Here is a 15,405-nt window from a genome sequence, read left to right as displayed (position 1 = left end):
TGGCTGCCCCATCCGCGGCCGTGTGTTTCCTGGACTGAATGAGCGCAGCCATGTCTGGCACACCGCGTTTCGCGGCTGTATGCCGGAGTGGCTCGCCAGATCGGGAATGCTGTCCCTCCGAGCACGGCGTCGCAGGTTTCATCTGGCGTCGCCCACAACCCTTGGGCCGCATGCATGACTGACCGTTCGTTGTCGATAACTCCGAAAGCTCGCCGCACGTCGCGTGATCAGCATTCCCAATTTGCCTTGTTGAAGGCGCGCCGTTTTGCACCATTTTTTTGGACGCAGTTTCTCGGCGCGCTGAATGACAACGTATTCAAAGTCGGATTTACTTCGCTCGTTACTTATGAGACGGCGCGTTTCACCGCCGTCGATGCGAAAACCGCCCCGTTTTTGATTTCGGCGATTTTCATTGTGCCGTTCATGCTGTTTTCGGCGACGTCGGGCCAGATCGCCGACAAGTACGACAAGGCGACCCTCACGCGGTTCGTGAAGGCGTTTGAAATTGCGGTCATGCTCGTCGGGGCGGCGGGCTTCGTACTGCACCATGCAACGCTGCTCTATCTGTGCACTTTCCTGATGGGCGTTCACTCGACGGTGTTCGGCCCGGTCAAGTACGCCTACCTTCCGCAGCACCTTGACGAGCGAGAGTTGGTGGGCGGCAACGGGCTTGTCGAAATGGGCACCTTCGTGGCCATCTTGATCGGTACCCTCATCGGCGGTGCTGCCGCGGCTTTTGGCGCTACGGGCGCCAGCGTCCTCGCCGGCGTTTGTGTGGCTGTGGCGCTCGCGGGGCGCGCCATGTCGAGTCTCGTGCCGCCATCGCCTGCGCCGCAGCCGGACTTGCGGATCAACTGGAACCCGATCAGCGAAACCTGGCGCAACCTCGCGCTGGCTCGCACTCAACGTACGGTGTTTCTTAGCCTGCTCGGGATTTCATGGCTTTGGTTCGTCGGCGCCACCTTTCTTACGTCGTTCTTCAACTTCGCCAAGGATGTGCTGTCGGGCAACGCGGACGTTGTCACAGTCCTGCTGGCGACTTTCTCGCTGGGCATTGGCATCGGTTCGCTCCTGTGTGAGCGGCTCTCGAAACGGCGCGTCGAAATTGGGCTCGTGCCGCTCGGCTCGATCGGCATGAGCGTCTTCGGCGTCGACCTTTACTTCGCGAGTCACGGGCTGCCGCGAGCGGAGCAGTTGCTTGGTGTCGGATCGTTCCTGAGCGTGCTTGCACACTGGCGTATCGTTGCGGACCTATTTCTGCTCGCGATGTTCGGGGGCTTCTATAGCGTGCCGCTCTATGCGTTGATTCAAAGCCGCAGCCAGCCAACACATCGCGCGCGGATCATCGCGGCCAACAACATTCTGAATGCGTTGTTCATGATTCTGTCGGCGCTGATGGCGACTGTGCTGACGCGAGCGGGCGTCAGCCTTCCCGGCATCTTCCTCACAACCGCGCTGCTCAACGTGATCGTTGCGGCCTATATCTATTCTCTGGTGCCGGAGTTTCTGCTCCGTTTCATCGCGTGGATGCTCGTGCACACGTTCTATCGCATTCGGCTGGTTCATCCCGAGCGCATCCCTGAGCGTGGGGCAGCCGTTTTGGTGTGCAATCACGTGAGCTATGTCGACGCGATCGTCATCATGGCGGTGAGCCCTCGGCCCATTCGCTTCGTCATGGACCACCGCATCTTCAAAACGCCGTTCGCCGGCTGGATCTTCAGGCATGCGAAGGCCATTCCGATCGCACCCGCACATGAAGACGCGGCGCTGCTCGATGAAGCCTACGAAGCCTGTGCGCAGGCGCTCGAGCAGGGTGAGCTCGTCTGTATCTTTCCCGAAGGCAAGTTGACGCGAGATGGTGAGATCAATCCGTTTCACCAGGGCGTCACGCGCATCGTCGAGCGCACGCCCGTTCCGGTGATCCCCATGGCGCTGCGCGGACTCTGGGGAAGCATGTTTTCTCGTGCGACGGATTCTCAGTGGCCGCGTCCCGCAAAGCGGCGAGTGATGAGCCGTCTGACGCTTGCCGTTGCCGAGCCGCTTGATGCTCGATCAGTCACGCCTGAAGTCTTGCAGTGCATCGTGACCGAACTGCGCGGGCCGCGAAAGTAGGGCCGCGGCTCGTGCGGCGGGCGGTTGGGTGGAGTTAATGCCCTAACAGCTCGGCATGGGGCCGGAGTAAGCGCTGAAGCGCCAACTCCCGTCGACTGCTCTGCATGGGGCATAATGACGGTCTTCCTGCATCGCTCAGCAAGGCCAGTCATGTCCGGCAATACTCTCGGCACGCTCTTCACCGTCACTACGTTCGGCGAATCGCACGGGCCAGCCATCGGGTGCGTCATCGATGGTTGCCCGCCCGGCATGGCGCTCGCCGAAGCCGACATTCAAGCGGAACTCGATCGCCGAAAGCCAGGCACCTCGCGTCATGTGACGCAACGCCAAGAGGAAGACAAAGTCGAAATACTCTCCGGTGTCTTCGAGGGTACGACGACGGGTGCCCCCATTGCACTGCTCATCCGCAACACGGATCAGCGCAGCAAGGACTACGGAAATATCGTCGAGACGTTTCGCCCCGGACATGCCGACTACACCTACTGGCACAAATACGGCATCCGCGACTATCGCGGTGGCGGACGATCGTCGGCACGTCTGACGGCGCCCACGGTCGCGGCGGGCGCCGTCGCCAAGAAATGGCTGCGTGAACGCTACGGCGTAGAGGTACGTGGCTACATGAGTGCGCTTGGCGAGATCGAGGTGCCATTCGTCGACTGGGCACACGTGCGTGAGAATCCGTTCTTTGTGCCCAACGCCGACATCGTGCCGCAGTTGGAAGCCTACATGGACGAGTTGCGCAAAGAGGGCGACTCCATCGGCGCCCGCATCGAGGTGGTGGCAAGCGGGGTGCCCGTCGGTCTCGGCGAGCCGCTCTTCGATCGCCTCGATGCCGACATCGCGTACGCCATGATGGGCATCAACGCGGTCAAGGGTGTCGAGATCGGCGCCGGATTCGCGAGCGTGGCCCAACGCGGTTCGCAACACGGTGATGAACTGACGCCCGAAGGCTTCGTCGGCAACAACGCGGGTGGCATCCTCGGCGGTATTTCGACGGGGCAGGACATCACGGTGTCGATCGCAATCAAACCGACGTCAAGCATCCGCACGCCGCGCCGCTCGATCGATAAGGCGGGCCAGCCCGTCGTCGTCGAGACGTTCGGCCGGCACGATCCATGCGTTGGCATTCGGGCAACGCCGATCGCCGAAGCGATGCTCGCGCTGGTGCTGATCGATCACGCACTGCGTCATCGCGCGCAATGCGGCGATGTGCAGGTGACAACCCCCAAGATCGCACCGAGCGCGTCCTAAGCCCAAGCCAGAAGGCGGCGCTCGCGATCCGCACGCTCGATGGCGTGTTACGAAGCGATGCCGCCGCGCGGCGAGGTTGTGACCGCCCGGCGCCGAGCTGTCACATATTCGCGTAGTTGGGACCGCCGCCACCTTCGGGTGTGACCCAGACGATGTTCTGCGTAGGATCCTTGATGTCGCACGTCTTGCAGTGCACGCAATTCTGCGCGTTGATGACGAGCCTGTCCCCGCCGTCCTCGCTTTTCACGAACTCGTACACCGCAGCCGGGCAGTATCGGCCTTCCGGTCCAGCGTAAGTTCGCAGGTTGACCTCGACGGGTACCGACGGATTCTTGAGCGTCAAATGCGCGGGCTGGTTTTCCTCATGGTTCGTGCTCGAGAGGAAGACCGATGAGAGTCGATCGAACGTCAGCTTGCCATCAGGCTTCGGGTAGACAATCGGGGTGCACTGGGACGCGGGCTTGAGCGTCTCGTGATCGCGATGCCGATGATGCAGCGTCCACGGCACGTTGCCGCCTAAAAGCTTCTGCTCGATGCCGACCATCAGCGTCCCGAGATAGAGGCCCTTGCTCATCCACTGCTTGAAGTTGCGTGCGCGGTTCAACTCCTCATGGAGCCATGAGCCCTTGAATGCCTCCGGATAGGCGGTGAGCTCGTCGCCGCGACGGCCCGCTTGCACGGCCTCGAACGCCGCTTCCGCGGCAAGCATGCCGCTTTTGATGGCGGCGTGACTGCCTTTGATGCGCGATGCATTGAGAAAACCAGCGTCGTCGCCGACGAGCGCGCCGCCTGGAAAGACGAGCTTCGGCAGCGACAGGAGGCCGCCCGCCGTGATCGCCCGTGCGCCGTAAGAAAGACGCTTCCCGCCTTCGAGGAACGCACGGATCGTGGGGTGCGTCTTGTAGCGCTGAAACTCTTCGAACGGCGACAGATAGGGATTCGTGTAGCCGAGACCGATCACGAAGCCGACAACGACCTGGTTGTTCTCGGCGTGATAAAGAAACGAGCCGCCGTAGGTTTGCGTATCGAGTGGCCAGCCGGCGGTATGGATGACGAGCCCCGGCTGATGCTTAGCCGGATCGATCTCCCACAGCTCCTTGATGCCGATGCCGTAGACCTGTGGATCGGCATCCTTGTCGAGCTTGAAGCGCTCGTTCAGTTGTCGGCCGAGATGCCCGCGTGCACCTTCGCAAAAGAGCGTGTATTTCGCATGCAGCTCCATGCCAACCTGGCAGTTCTCGGTAGGCTCGCCGTCTTTGCCGATGCCCATATTGCCGGTGGCGACGCCTTTGACCGAACCGTCTTCGTGATAGAGCACTTCTGCCGCAGGGAAACCGGGGAATATCTCGACGCCGAGCGCTTCCGCCTGCTGTCCCAGCCACCGGGTAACGTTGCCGAGACTGATGACATAATTGCCATGGTTCTTGAAATTGTCCGGCAGTGCCCAGTTTGGGGTCCTGACGGCGCTGGCTTCGGATAGAAAGAGGAACCTGTCTTCGGTCACCGGCACGTTGAGCGGGGCACCTTTTTCCTTCCAGTCGGGAATGAGCTCGGTGATGGCGCGCGGGTCCATGACAGCACCCGACAAAATATGTGCGCCGATTTCTGACCCCTTCTCGAGCACGCACACGCCGATCTCAGTGCCTTTTTCCTGCGCTTGCTGCTTGAGCCGAATCGCAGCGGCCAGACCGGCAGGGCCGCCGCCGACGATCACAACGTCGTACTCCATCGACTCGCGGGGACCATATTGCTCGATGAGACTTTCGGGGGTCATTGAGGCTCCTCTGCCATTAGAATGCTTTTTCGGGTTCGTATTGTCAGCGAAGGCCGTGAGCGCTGCAACCGAACGGACGGGTATTAGCACGATCGTACTATTTTAAGATGACGTGGCGTCTCTGGCTCGTGCGTGCTTTCCGGCGTGTTTCGTAGTCACCGGTGCAGCATGGCTGTCCCGGTTGCGGAAGGCGCGCGCTCGCGCTACCTCATCGAGGAAAACCAGACGAGGGAACAATGGGCCGTTCGATCAATCTGGAAGGAAAGGTGGCGTTGATTACGGGCGCGTCGAGCGGGCTAGGCAAGCGCTTTGCCGTTGTCCTGTCGCAGGCCGGCGCGAAAGTCGTCCTGGCGAGCCGTCGCGTCGAGGTGCTCAAGGAGCTGCGGGCCGAGATCGAAGCGTCGGGCGGCGCGGCACACGTGGTGTCGCTCGATGTCACCGACTATCAAAGCATCAAATCGGCCGTAGCGCACGCAGAGACCGAGGCCGGCACGATCGATATCCTGGTCAACAACTCGGGCGTTTCGACGACGCAAAAGCTCACGGAGGTCACGCCGGCCGATTTTGAATTCGTCTTCGATACGAATACGCGCGGCGCGTTTTTCGTGGCTCAAGAAGTGGCAAAGCGCATGATCATGCGCGCGGGTGCCGGCACCGCGAAGCCGTCTTACCGGATCATCAACATCGCGTCTGTGGCAGGGCTGCGCGTGCTGCCCCAAATCGGCCTTTATTCAATCAGCAAGGCCGCAGTCGTCCAGATGACCAAAGCCATGGCGCTTGAATGGGGGCGTCACGGCATCAACGTGAACGCGATCTGCCCAGGCTATATCGACACGGAGATCAATCATCACCATTGGCTGACGGAGCAGGGGCAGAAGCTGCTGTCGATGCTGCCGCGCAGGCGTGTGGGGCAGCCGGAGGATCTCGACGGTTTGTTGCTGTTGCTTGCGGCCGACGAATCGCAGTTCATCAACGGGGCTGTGATCGCGGCTGACGACGGGTTCGCCTTGGCGTAACACGCGAAGGCGGCCCTTCTACTTATGTATTTTTGCGTATTGTGCCGCAAGCGCCTGGCGTCGTAGGCTGTCCGCCATTACAAAGAGGGTGACGCGGCCGGCAGCGTGTGGCCAGAGGTGTTCAGCGACTGGCGCAAACAGGTCCTAGAATGAGGTAACAAAAAAACAGGCTTGAGCAAGACGGTCGCCCCAATTTCGAAATTCCAAACATGGAAGGGACAAAGCGATGAACAAGGTCTATCCGAGCGCGTCGGCCGCGCTTGCGGACATCGTCAAAGACGCACAGACGTTCGCGGTGGGCGGTTTCGGCCTGTGCGGCATTCCCGAGGCGCTCATTGCGGCGTTACGCGACTCCGGTGTGAAGGGCATCACCTGCATCAGCAACAATGCGGGCGTCGACGGCTTCGGACTTGGTCTTCTGCTCGAAACGAGGCAGATCAAAAAGATGATTTCATCGTATGTCGGCGAGAACAAGGAGTTCGAGCGACAGTATCTGGCGGGCGAGCTTGAGCTCGAGTTCACGCCGCAAGGTACGCTAGCCGAAAAGCTGCGCGCGGGAGGTGCCGGTATTCCTGCCTTCTATACGAATACCGGTTACGGCACGATGATCGCGGAGGGCAAGGAGACCCGCCGGTTCGGCGACAACTACTATGTGCTCGAGCCCTCGCTCACGGCCGATATTGCGCTCGTGAAGGCGTGGAAGGCCGACAAGTCTGGCAATCTCATTTACCGTCGAACTGCGCGCAACTTCAACCCGATGTGCGCGATGGCGGGCCGCATCACCGTTGCCGAGGTCGAAGAGATTGTCGAGGTGGGCGGGCTCGACCCCGATGCGATCCATACGCCGGGCATTTTCGTGCAGCGCATCGTGCTCAACGCGCATCCGGAAAAACGCATCGAACAACGCGTCGTGCGCGCAAAGGGAGACTGACATGGCTTGGACCCGTGAACAAATGGCCGCGCGCGCGGCACAGGAACTGCAAGACGGCTTTTACGTCAATCTAGGTATCGGACTCCCCACGCTCGTGGCGAACTACGTGCCGGCCGGCATCGAGGTGTGGCTCCAGTCCGAAAACGGTCTGCTCGGCATCGGCCCGTCGCCGACCGAAGACGAGATCGATCCGGACCTCATCAACGCCGGCAAGCAGACGATCACCACGCTGCCCGGTTCGTCGATCTTCTCCTCTGCTGACTCGTTCGCGATGATTCGCGGCGGCCATATCAATCTCGCCATTCTTGGCGCGATGCAGGTCAGCAAGAACGGCGATCTGGCCAATTGGATGATCCCCGGCAAGATGATCAAAGGCATGGGCGGCGCCATGGATCTCGTCGCGGGCGTGAAACGTGTCGTGGTCCTGATGGAGCATGTTTCCAAGGGCGGCGAGCACAAGATTCTGGACGCGTGCACGCTGCCGTTGACAGGGGTGGGCGTCGTCGATCGCATCATCACGGATCTCGGCGTCATCGATGTGACTGACGCCGGCCTGAAGCTTATCGAGGTGGCGCCTGGCGTCACGATCGAGGAAATGCAGTCGAAGACAGGCGCACCGCTCGACGTGAGCGCTGTGCGTTGACCGAGAGGCCGGCGCGGCGTTGCGTCGATGCGCCGGTGCGTCGATGACAGGACGGGCGAGGCTGGCGCTTCGCCCGTTTTCTAATCCGAGGATCGAGTCATGAGTGTTTCCGCAAACACTGTCTCTGCCGCTCCCGCGAATAGTTCTGCGCCCGGATGTTCAGCCGTCCCTCGTCAGCGTTATGTTCAGTGCGTGAACCCGAGAGGCCTGCACCGGATCGCCTATACCGAATGGGGCGATCCGGCGAACCCGCGTGTGCTCGTTTGTGTACATGGCCTCACGCGCTCGGGGCGGGACTTCGATCGCGTCGCCGCACAGCTCTCGGACGTCTACCGCGTGGTGTGTCCCGACGTGGCGGGGCGCGGGTTGTCCGATTGGCTGCCTGACGCCTCGCGCTATGCGATGCCACAATATGTCGCGGACATGGTGACGCTGATCGCACGGCTCGATGTCGAGACGGTCGATTGGTTCGGTACGTCGATGGGGGGTCTCATCGGGATGTCGCTGGCTGGCTTGCCCAGCACGCCAATCAGAAAGCTGTTGCTTAACGACGTTGGCCCGCGCATCGAGCCGGTGGCGCTCGAACGTATCCGCTCGTATGTCGGACAACCCGTGCGCTTTGCGACGCTAGAAGAGGGCATCGACCATGCGGCACTGCTAGCGGCGTCGTTCGGTCCGCTTACGCGCGAAGAGTGGCGCGACATCAATACGCCGCTATTGCGCCGGCGCGAGGACGGTGCCTGGGAATTCCGCTACGACCCGGGTATCGCTGTACCCTTCGCCGCGTCGACGCCTGAGTCGAGTGCCGCAGGGGAAGCGCTGTTGTGGCGGCTCTTCGAGGCGATTGCGTGCCCTGTCTTCGTCGTGCGAGGTGCGTTGTCGGACCTGCTTTCCCGCGAAACCATGACCCGTATGGTCGAACGCGGGCAAAACGTCGTCAGCGCGGAAATTGCGGGGGTTGGGCATGCGCCGGCCTTTCTCGATGCCGAGCAGATTGCCCTAGCGCGACGCTTCTTCCTCGGGGAATCCGCGGCGGCGTCATAATAGTGGTTTCGGCGCGGTGCACGATTCACGCATTGGCAAGTGCCGCCGCGCGCGGCCACTCAACTTTTTCATGGAAAAGCATCATGGCAATCATTCGTCACCATGTGGGCAAACGTCTTTCCGAGATTGCCATTCATAACGGCACCGTTTATCTGGCTGGCCAGATCGCCGAGAAAACCGAAGAGGGCATCGCCGGACAAACCCGCGAAGTGCTGGGGCAGGTCGATAGCCTGCTCGCCGAAGCGAACAGCGACAAGTCCCAGTTGCTCTTCGTGCAGATTTATCTGTCCGACATGGCGAACTTTGCCGGCATGAATGCGGTCTGGGAAGAGTGGGTACAGCAGGGTGCCACGCCGCCGCGCGCCACGGTGGAAGCGAAGCTCGCCAATCCCGATTGCCTTGTCGAAGTCGTCGTCGTCGCCGCACAGCGGAGTTGAACCGCGCCTGATATTCGTGCGGCGGCAGTCTTGCTCAAAAACGAGCGGTAGAAAATGCATCAAGCGATGATTGCCGTACCGGACACTGCCACCACGCCGTCTCACGAGGACGCCATCGCCTTCGTGCGCAAGCACGCTGGCGATGCGCGGCTGCCCTCGGGCGAGCCGCTCGCCGAGCACGCCGAGGGCACGGCCGCGATCATGCGCAAACTCAACGTCGACGAGTCCGCAGTGCTGGCCGCTGCGCTTTTCGCGTTGACGCCATGTCTCGACGATCCCGAGCGCATGCTCACGGAGCACTTCGGCGAGGAGGTCGCGCAACTGGTGGGTGACGTGCGCAAGCTGTTGCGGCTCGGTACGGTGAGCCTGCGCGCGGCGCAAAGCGTGCCCGCCGAAGCCGGGCGCGACGAAAAGGCGGCGCGGCGCGTGCAGATCGAAGCGCTGCGCAAGATGCTGCTCGCGTTTGCGGCCGACATCCGCGTGGTGCTGATCCGGCTTGCGTCGCGCCTGCAATCGCTGCGTTACTACGCGGCGGTGAAGCGCCCGCCCGGTATCGAAGTGGCGCGTGAGACCCTCGACATCTACGCGCCGCTCGCCAATCGCCTCGGCATATGGCAGCTGAAGTGGGAATTGGAGGATCTGGCGTTCCGTTTCGAGGATCCGGATACCTATAAGCGCGTGGCCAAACTGCTCGACGAGAAGCGCGTCGAGCGTGAGACTTACGTTGCACATGCGATCGAGCGGCTGCAGCAAGAGCTCGCCTCCGCCGATATCCGGGCCGAGGTGAGTGGCCGGCCCAAGCATATCTACAGCATCTGGCGAAAGATGCGCGGCAAGACGCTCGATTTTGCCGATGTGTACGACCTTCGCGCGTTTCGGGTCATCGTGCCCGACATCAAGGATTGCTACGCAGTGCTCGGCATCGTGCACAACCTGTGGCAGCCGGTGCCGAAGGAGTTCGACGACTACATTTCGCGTCCGAAGCCCAACGGCTACAAATCGCTGCACACGGTTGTCATCGGCGACGATGGTCGCGCCTTCGAAGTTCAGATCCGCACGCACGACATGCACCGGTTCGCCGAGTACGGCGTCGCAGCGCATTGGCGTTATAAGGAGGCCGGTGCGCGTGGCTACGCCGGGCAGTTCAGTGCGAGCGAAAAGTACGATGAGAAGATCGCCTGGTTGCGCCAGCTGCTTGCGTGGAAGGACGAGGTTGAGGAAGGTCCGGAAGGGAAAGAGCGCGCGCAGAAGCCCTGGGAGCAACTGCGGCAGGCGAAGCTCGATGACGATCAAATCTACGTGCTGACACCCCAGGCCCGCGTCATGGCGCTGCCGCAAGGGGCGACGCCGGTCGACTTTGCTTATCACCTGCACAGCGAGCTCGGCCACCGTTGCCGCGGCGCGCGCGTGGATGGTGTGATGGTGCCGCTCAACACCTCGCTTGCGAACGGGCAGACCGTCGAGATCATCGCCGTGAAAGAGGGCGGGCCGTCGCGCGACTGGCTCAATCCCCACCTCGGCTATCTGCATAGCGGCCGTGCACGGCAGAAAGTCCGGGCATGGTTCAACGCAATCGAACTGCAGGAAAACATCGCGAACGGACGTGCGATGGTCGAGAAGACGCTGCAGCGCGAGGGCAAGACGTCGGTGAATCTCGATCAGTTGGCTGCAAAGCTCGGGTTCAAGTCGCCCGACGATCTCTTTGCCGTTGTCGGCAAGGATGAGTACAGCCTTCGCAACGTCGAGCACGCGCTCTCGGATGCTGCGCCGCCCGAGCCGCAGCCTGAGGTGCCGGAGCAGTTCGAAAAGCGCGGCAGTGGCGCCAGTGTCGCGCAAGGGGCATCGGCAGGGGTGCTCGTCGTCGGCGTCGATGCGCTGCTCACGCAGCTCGCTCGCTGCTGCCGTCCGGCGCCACCCGACGAGATCGGTGGTTTCGTGACGCGCGGCAAGGGCGTGTCGATCCATCGCAACGACTGCCCGATGTTCGTACGCATGGCGGCGCGGGTGCCCGAGCGCGTGCTGCAGACCGCGTGGTCGGCCGAGGTGCTCGCCGGGCGCGGCGCCTCGGTGTACCCCATCAACATCGCGATCGAAGCTCAGGACAGGCAGGGACTCTTGCGCGACATTTCAGAGGTGTTCGCGCGCGAGAAAATGAACGTCGTCGGCGTGAAGAGTCAGAGCCGCCGCAACGCCGCCTTCATGCAGTTCACCGTGGAGGTGTCGAACTCGACGCAAGCTCAACGTGCTTGCTCGCTGCTGGGTGAGGTGAGCGGCGTGCTGCGTGCGGTACGCAGGGCATGACGTGCCGCTTTCGCTGCTCAGATCTCACTGGTGATCGCTGCCGTTGAACCGGCTGTGAATCCAAGCGTGCGGCCCTCGGATAACTTTTTTCATGTGGACGCATAAAAGTACTTGCCAAGATTCGATAGGCTCCATATAATCTCATTTCTCTCAGGCTCGTAGCTCAGTTGGTTAGAGCACCACCTTGACATGGTGGGGGTCGTTGGTTCGAATCCAATCGAGCCTACCAACGAATTTGGATGCCCGTTCGCGGGTATCCATGAAGTAAAGATGCTCGTATAGCGAGCAAGGTGAAAATGGTTATGGTACCGCGAACGTTGACCGGAACTGTTTCGGAGCGACGCTAGTCGGGGATCCCTTTCGCCTATTTAAGTCTTGTGGTTTCAAAGTGATTGCGGCCCCTCGAAAGCGGGGCCGCATTTTTTTTGCCCGCTGCGGCGGGGCCGAGCAAATCATGAGCAGTCCTGGCACTGCTCGTTTGAGCCGCCTTCAAACGCGGCAACCGGAGAGAACGCAATGGTTTCGATACGCCTGCCCGATGGTTCGGTTCGACAGTACGAACATCCGGTGACGGTTGCCGAAGTGGCGGCATCCATCGGCCCTGGTCTTGCGAAGGCCGCGCTCGGCGGCAAGCTCGATGGCGAGCTCGTCGATACGTCCACGCGCATCGAGGACGATGCGTCGCTTGCGATCGTGACCGAGAAAGACCCCGAAGGTCTCGACATCATTCGACATTCGGCGGCGCACTTGCTGGCGTACGCAGTCAAAGATCTCTATCCCGAGGCGCAGGTCACCATCGGCCCGGTGATCGACAACGGCTTCTACTACGACTTTGCGTTCCATCGCTCCTTCACGCCGGAGGATCTGGAGAAGATCGAAAAGCGCATGCAGGATCTGGCGAAGAAGGACGAGCTCGTGTCGCGCCGTGTCGTGTCGCGCGATGAAGCAGTCGACTACTTCAAGAGCATCGGCGAGAAGTACAAGGCAGAGATCATTGAATCGATTCCCGCCAGCGACGAAATCAAGTTGTACTCGCATGGCGGCTTCACGGATCTGTGTCGCGGCCCGCACGTGCCGTCCACGGGCAAGCTGAAGGTGTTCAAGCTGATGAAGGTCGCGGGCGCGTACTGGCGTGGCGACTCGAAGAACGAGCAGTTGCAGCGCATATACGGTACGGCCTGGGCGAAGAAAGAAGATCAGGACGCCTATTTGCATATGCTCGAGGAAGCCGAGAAGCGCGATCACCGCAAGCTCGGCCGTCAGCTCGATCTCTTTCACCTGCAGGACGAATCGCCGGGCATGGTGTTCTGGCATCCGAAGGGCTTGACGCTCTGGCAGCAGGTTGAGCAATACATGCGCCGCCGTGTGAATGAGGATGGCTATCTCGAGATCAAGACGCCGATGATCATGGATCGGTCGCTCTGGGAGGCCTCGGGGCATTGGCAGAACTATCGCGAGGGCATGTTCACGACGGAGTCGGAAAAGCGTGACTATGCGATCAAGCCGATGAACTGCCCAGGCCACGTGCAGGTCTTCAACCATGGTCTGCGCTCGTACCGCGATTTGCCGCTGCGCTACGCCGAGTTCGGTTCGTGCCATCGCAACGAGGCATCGGGTGCGCTTCACGGCCTCATGCGCGTACGCGGCTTTGTGCAGGACGACGCGCACATTTTTTGTACGGAAGACCAGTTTATCGCCGAGTCGATCAAGTTCAACACGCTCGCGATGAGCGTGTACCGTGACTTTGGCTTCGAGCGCATCGACATCAAGTTGTCGCTGCGCCCGGAGAAGCGCGCAGGTACCGACGAAATCTGGGATCGGACGGAAGAAGGGTTGCGCGAAGCGCTGAGGGCCTGCGGGTTGCAGTGGGAAGAGCTTGAGGGCGAAGGTGCCTTCTATGGTCCCAAGATCGAGTACCACATCAAGGATGCGCTTGGCCGCTCCTGGCAGTGCGGCACGCTTCAGCTCGACATGGTGCTGCCTGAGCGGCTCGGCGCCGAGTATGTCGCCGAGGACAACAGCCGGCGCCGGCCCGTCATGCTGCATCGGGCGATTGTCGGTTCGATGGAGCGTTTTCTCGGTATTCTCATCGAGCACTTTGCTGGCGCGATGCCGCCATGGCTCGCTCCGACGCAGGCTGTCGTCATGAATATCGCCGAAAGCCAGGCTGAGTATGCGAATGGCATTGCTCAATCGTTGCAAAAACAAGGAGTTAGGATCGAATCCGATTTGCGCAACGAGAAAATTAGCTATAAAATACGCGAGCACACGCTCGAGAAGGTGCCGTACCTGCTGGTTGTCGGCGATAAAGAGCGTGAAGCACAAACGGTAGCCGTGCGTGCCCGTGGCGGTGTCGATCTGGGCGTTATGCCGATCGATGCTTTCGTTGAGCGTCTGCGTCAAGACGTCCAGGCGTTCAAGTGAAGCCACTTCGGCAGCGCGGCTCGTTTTTTTACTCTTGAGAGGAAACGTAACATCGCTACTGACAAGTCGCATCGCATCAACGGTGAAATCACGGCACCCGAGGTGCGTCTGGCCGGAGTCGACAACGAACCGCTCGGCATCGTAAAACTGGCAGAGGCTTTCCGCCTGTCGGAGCAGCAGGACGTGGATCTGGTGGAAATCGCACCCCAGGCTGATCCGCCTGTTTGCCGTCTGATGGACTACGGCAAGTTCAAGTACCAGGAAGCGAAGAAACAGCACGAGGCGAAGCTCAAGCAGAAGGTCATCCAGGTGAAGGAAGTCAAGTTCCGCCCGGGGACTGATGACGGCGATTACAACGTCAAGCTGCGCAATCTCGTTCGCTTTCTCGAGGAAGGCGATAAGACGAAGATCACGTTGCGTTTCCGCGGTCGCGAAATGGCGCACCAGGAAATCGGCATGCGTATGCTCGAGCGGTTGCGCACGGATCTGGACGAAGTCGGTCAGGTCGAGCAGATGCCGAAGATGGAAGGGCGCCAGATGATCATGGTGCTTGCGCCGAAGAAGAAGAAGTGAGTGCGCTGCGCGCCAGATGGCTCTTTTGAGCCGCTCTTAGGGGCGGCGCGCTTCCTCATTCGTGATTCGAAGTTTTAGGGCGAATGTCTGGCCTCCGGGCGGCATTCGTACTGAAAGCGCGGTGGCCGGTGACGGCATGCCGCAAACAAGTGGACTGGGTTTCAAAGGGCGGATCAGGGGCTTTTTTGCCGGCCGCACACCCATCGCCATCTAATAAATGGAGTTTTTCGTCATGCCTAAGATGAAAACCAAGAAAAGCGCTGCGAAGCGCTTTGTGGTGCGTCCGGGCGGTACCGTCAAGCGCGGTCAAGCCTTCAAGCGCCACATCCTGACCAAGAAAACCACGAAGAACAAGCGCCACCTGCGCGGTTCCGCCGCCGTCCATGATACGAATCTGGACTCAGTGCGCGCGATGCTGCCGTTTGCTTAACCTCAACCGATACTCATAGGAGCGAAACATGCCTCGAGTCAAACGTGGGGTTACAGCACGTGCCCGCCACAAGAAAATCATCAATCTTGCGAAGGGCTATCGCGGCCGTCGCAATAATGTCTACCGCATTGCCAAGCAAGCGGTCATGCGCGCGGGTCAGTATGCGTACCGCGATCGCCGTAACAAGAAGCGTGTGTTCCGCGCATTGTGGATCACCCGTATCAATGCGGCCGTTCGTCAGCACGACATGACCTACAGCGTGTTCATCAACGGTCTGAAGAAGGCGTCCATTGAGCTTGACCGCAAGGTTCTCGCTGACATGGCCGTGTTCGACAAGGCTGCTTTTGCCGCGATCGTGAAGCAGGTGAAAGCCGCCGTTGCAGCCTGATTGCAAGACTGCGTGGTTCGTGGCGGCGATGTAGGCGATTAGCCGCCATCGCCGCAACAAAAACGGGGGCTCCTCACCGAG

General features: G+C 60.8%; 13 protein-coding genes and 1 tRNA gene. 13 read left to right on the top strand and 1 reads right to left on the bottom strand.

Annotated elements, in window-relative coordinates; translation table 11 throughout:
• Positions 1-174: 174 nt before the first annotated feature.
• Positions 175-2,112, top strand: a complete 1,938-nt coding sequence (locus VL598_RS06380) for an MFS transporter (protein ID WP_325325854.1) — start codon at positions 175-177, stop codon at positions 2,110-2,112.
• Positions 2,113-2,262: 150 nt separating this feature from the next.
• Positions 2,263-3,363, top strand: a complete 1,101-nt coding sequence (gene aroC, locus VL598_RS06375; RefSeq protein ID WP_325325853.1) for a chorismate synthase — start codon at positions 2,263-2,265, stop codon at positions 3,361-3,363.
• A 100-nt stretch (positions 3,364-3,463) separates the two neighbouring features.
• Here the strand turns inward: aroC and VL598_RS06370 are convergent, their stop codons facing one another.
• Positions 3,464-5,137, bottom strand: a complete 1,674-nt coding sequence (locus VL598_RS06370) for an electron transfer flavoprotein-ubiquinone oxidoreductase (protein ID WP_325325852.1) — start codon at positions 5,135-5,137, stop codon at positions 3,464-3,466.
• Positions 5,138-5,373: 236 nt separating this feature from the next.
• Here VL598_RS06370 and VL598_RS06365 point away from each other — a divergent pair, with 236 nt between their 5' ends.
• The 11 genes from VL598_RS06365 (at position 5,374) to rplT (ending at position 15,324) form a co-directional block, all read left to right on the top strand.
• Entirely contained in the window at positions 5,374-6,153 is a 780-nt protein-coding gene (locus VL598_RS06365; protein WP_325325851.1) for an SDR family oxidoreductase, read from the top strand.
• 226 nt (positions 6,154-6,379) lie between these two features.
• On the top strand, positions 6,380-7,084 hold the full coding sequence (locus VL598_RS06360; protein WP_325325850.1) for a CoA transferase subunit A: 705 nt from the start codon (positions 6,380-6,382) through the stop codon (positions 7,082-7,084).
• A gap of 1 nt (position 7,085) precedes the next feature.
• Positions 7,086-7,727, top strand: a complete 642-nt coding sequence (locus VL598_RS06355; RefSeq protein WP_325325849.1) for a CoA transferase subunit B — start codon at positions 7,086-7,088, stop codon at positions 7,725-7,727.
• Between the two features lie 99 nt (positions 7,728-7,826).
• Positions 7,827-8,771, top strand: a complete 945-nt coding sequence (locus VL598_RS06350; protein ID WP_414718665.1) for an alpha/beta fold hydrolase — start codon at positions 7,827-7,829, stop codon at positions 8,769-8,771.
• A gap of 83 nt (positions 8,772-8,854) precedes the next feature.
• Positions 8,855-9,208 (top strand): RidA family protein, encoded by a 354-nt coding sequence (locus tag VL598_RS06345; RefSeq protein WP_325325847.1) that lies wholly within the window; start codon positions 8,855-8,857, stop codon positions 9,206-9,208.
• A 66-nt stretch (positions 9,209-9,274) separates the two neighbouring features.
• Positions 9,275-11,509 carry a RelA/SpoT family protein gene (locus tag VL598_RS06340; RefSeq protein ID WP_414718666.1) on the top strand — a complete coding sequence of 745 codons (2,235 nt, stop codon included), beginning with the start codon at positions 9,275-9,277 and terminating at the stop codon, positions 11,507-11,509.
• Between the two features lie 152 nt (positions 11,510-11,661).
• Positions 11,662-11,738: transfer RNA gene (locus tag VL598_RS06335), tRNA-Val, on the top strand.
• Between the two features lie 287 nt (positions 11,739-12,025).
• Positions 12,026-13,933: a threonine--tRNA ligase gene (gene thrS, locus VL598_RS06330; RefSeq protein WP_325325845.1), complete on the top strand. Its 1,908-nt coding sequence runs from the start codon at positions 12,026-12,028 to the stop codon at positions 13,931-13,933.
• 51 nt (positions 13,934-13,984) lie between these two features.
• A complete protein-coding gene (gene infC / locus VL598_RS06325) occupies positions 13,985-14,506 on the top strand; it encodes a translation initiation factor IF-3 (protein WP_325325870.1) in 522 nt (173 codons plus the stop codon).
• Between the two features lie 232 nt (positions 14,507-14,738).
• Positions 14,739-14,936, top strand: a complete 198-nt coding sequence (rpmI, locus tag VL598_RS06320) for a 50S ribosomal protein L35 (protein WP_325325869.1) — start codon at positions 14,739-14,741, stop codon at positions 14,934-14,936.
• A gap of 28 nt (positions 14,937-14,964) precedes the next feature.
• Positions 14,965-15,324, top strand: a complete 360-nt coding sequence (gene rplT / locus VL598_RS06315) for a 50S ribosomal protein L20 (protein ID WP_004192938.1) — start codon at positions 14,965-14,967, stop codon at positions 15,322-15,324.
• Positions 15,325-15,405 lie beyond the last annotated feature (81 nt).

It is taken from the genome of Trinickia sp. (assembly GCF_035492435.1).
GTDB lineage: Bacteria > Pseudomonadota > Gammaproteobacteria > Burkholderiales > Burkholderiaceae > Trinickia.
The sequence above is the reverse complement of the archived record's forward strand: the minus strand, read 5'-3'. Positions and strand labels throughout refer to the sequence as shown.

What these genes read in the sequence shown, in the direction of transcription:
- VL598_RS06340 (WP_414718666.1), top strand. Translation starts at nt 9,275, where the DNA reads ATGATTGCCGTACCGGACACTGCCACCACGCCGTCTCACGAGGACGCC.
- VL598_RS06345 (WP_325325847.1), top strand. Translation starts at nt 8,855, where the DNA reads ATGGCAATCATTCGTCACCATGTGGGCAAACGTCTTTCCGAGATTGCC.
- aroC (WP_325325853.1), top strand. Translation starts at nt 2,263, where the DNA reads ATGTCCGGCAATACTCTCGGCACGCTCTTCACCGTCACTACGTTCGGC.
- rpmI (WP_325325869.1), top strand. Translation starts at nt 14,739, where the DNA reads ATGCCTAAGATGAAAACCAAGAAAAGCGCTGCGAAGCGCTTTGTGGTG.
- thrS (WP_325325845.1), top strand. Translation starts at nt 12,026, where the DNA reads ATGGTTTCGATACGCCTGCCCGATGGTTCGGTTCGACAGTACGAACAT.
- VL598_RS06360 (WP_325325850.1), top strand. Translation starts at nt 6,380, where the DNA reads ATGAACAAGGTCTATCCGAGCGCGTCGGCCGCGCTTGCGGACATCGTC.
- VL598_RS06380 (WP_325325854.1), top strand. Translation starts at nt 175, where the DNA reads ATGACTGACCGTTCGTTGTCGATAACTCCGAAAGCTCGCCGCACGTCG.
- VL598_RS06350 (WP_414718665.1), top strand. Translation starts at nt 7,827, where the DNA reads ATGAGTGTTTCCGCAAACACTGTCTCTGCCGCTCCCGCGAATAGTTCT.
- rplT (WP_004192938.1), top strand. Translation starts at nt 14,965, where the DNA reads ATGCCTCGAGTCAAACGTGGGGTTACAGCACGTGCCCGCCACAAGAAA.
- VL598_RS06370 (WP_325325852.1), bottom strand. Translation starts at nt 5,137, where the DNA reads ATGACCCCCGAAAGTCTCATCGAGCAATATGGTCCCCGCGAGTCGATG.
- VL598_RS06365 (WP_325325851.1), top strand. Translation starts at nt 5,374, where the DNA reads ATGGGCCGTTCGATCAATCTGGAAGGAAAGGTGGCGTTGATTACGGGC.
- VL598_RS06355 (WP_325325849.1), top strand. Translation starts at nt 7,086, where the DNA reads ATGGCTTGGACCCGTGAACAAATGGCCGCGCGCGCGGCACAGGAACTG.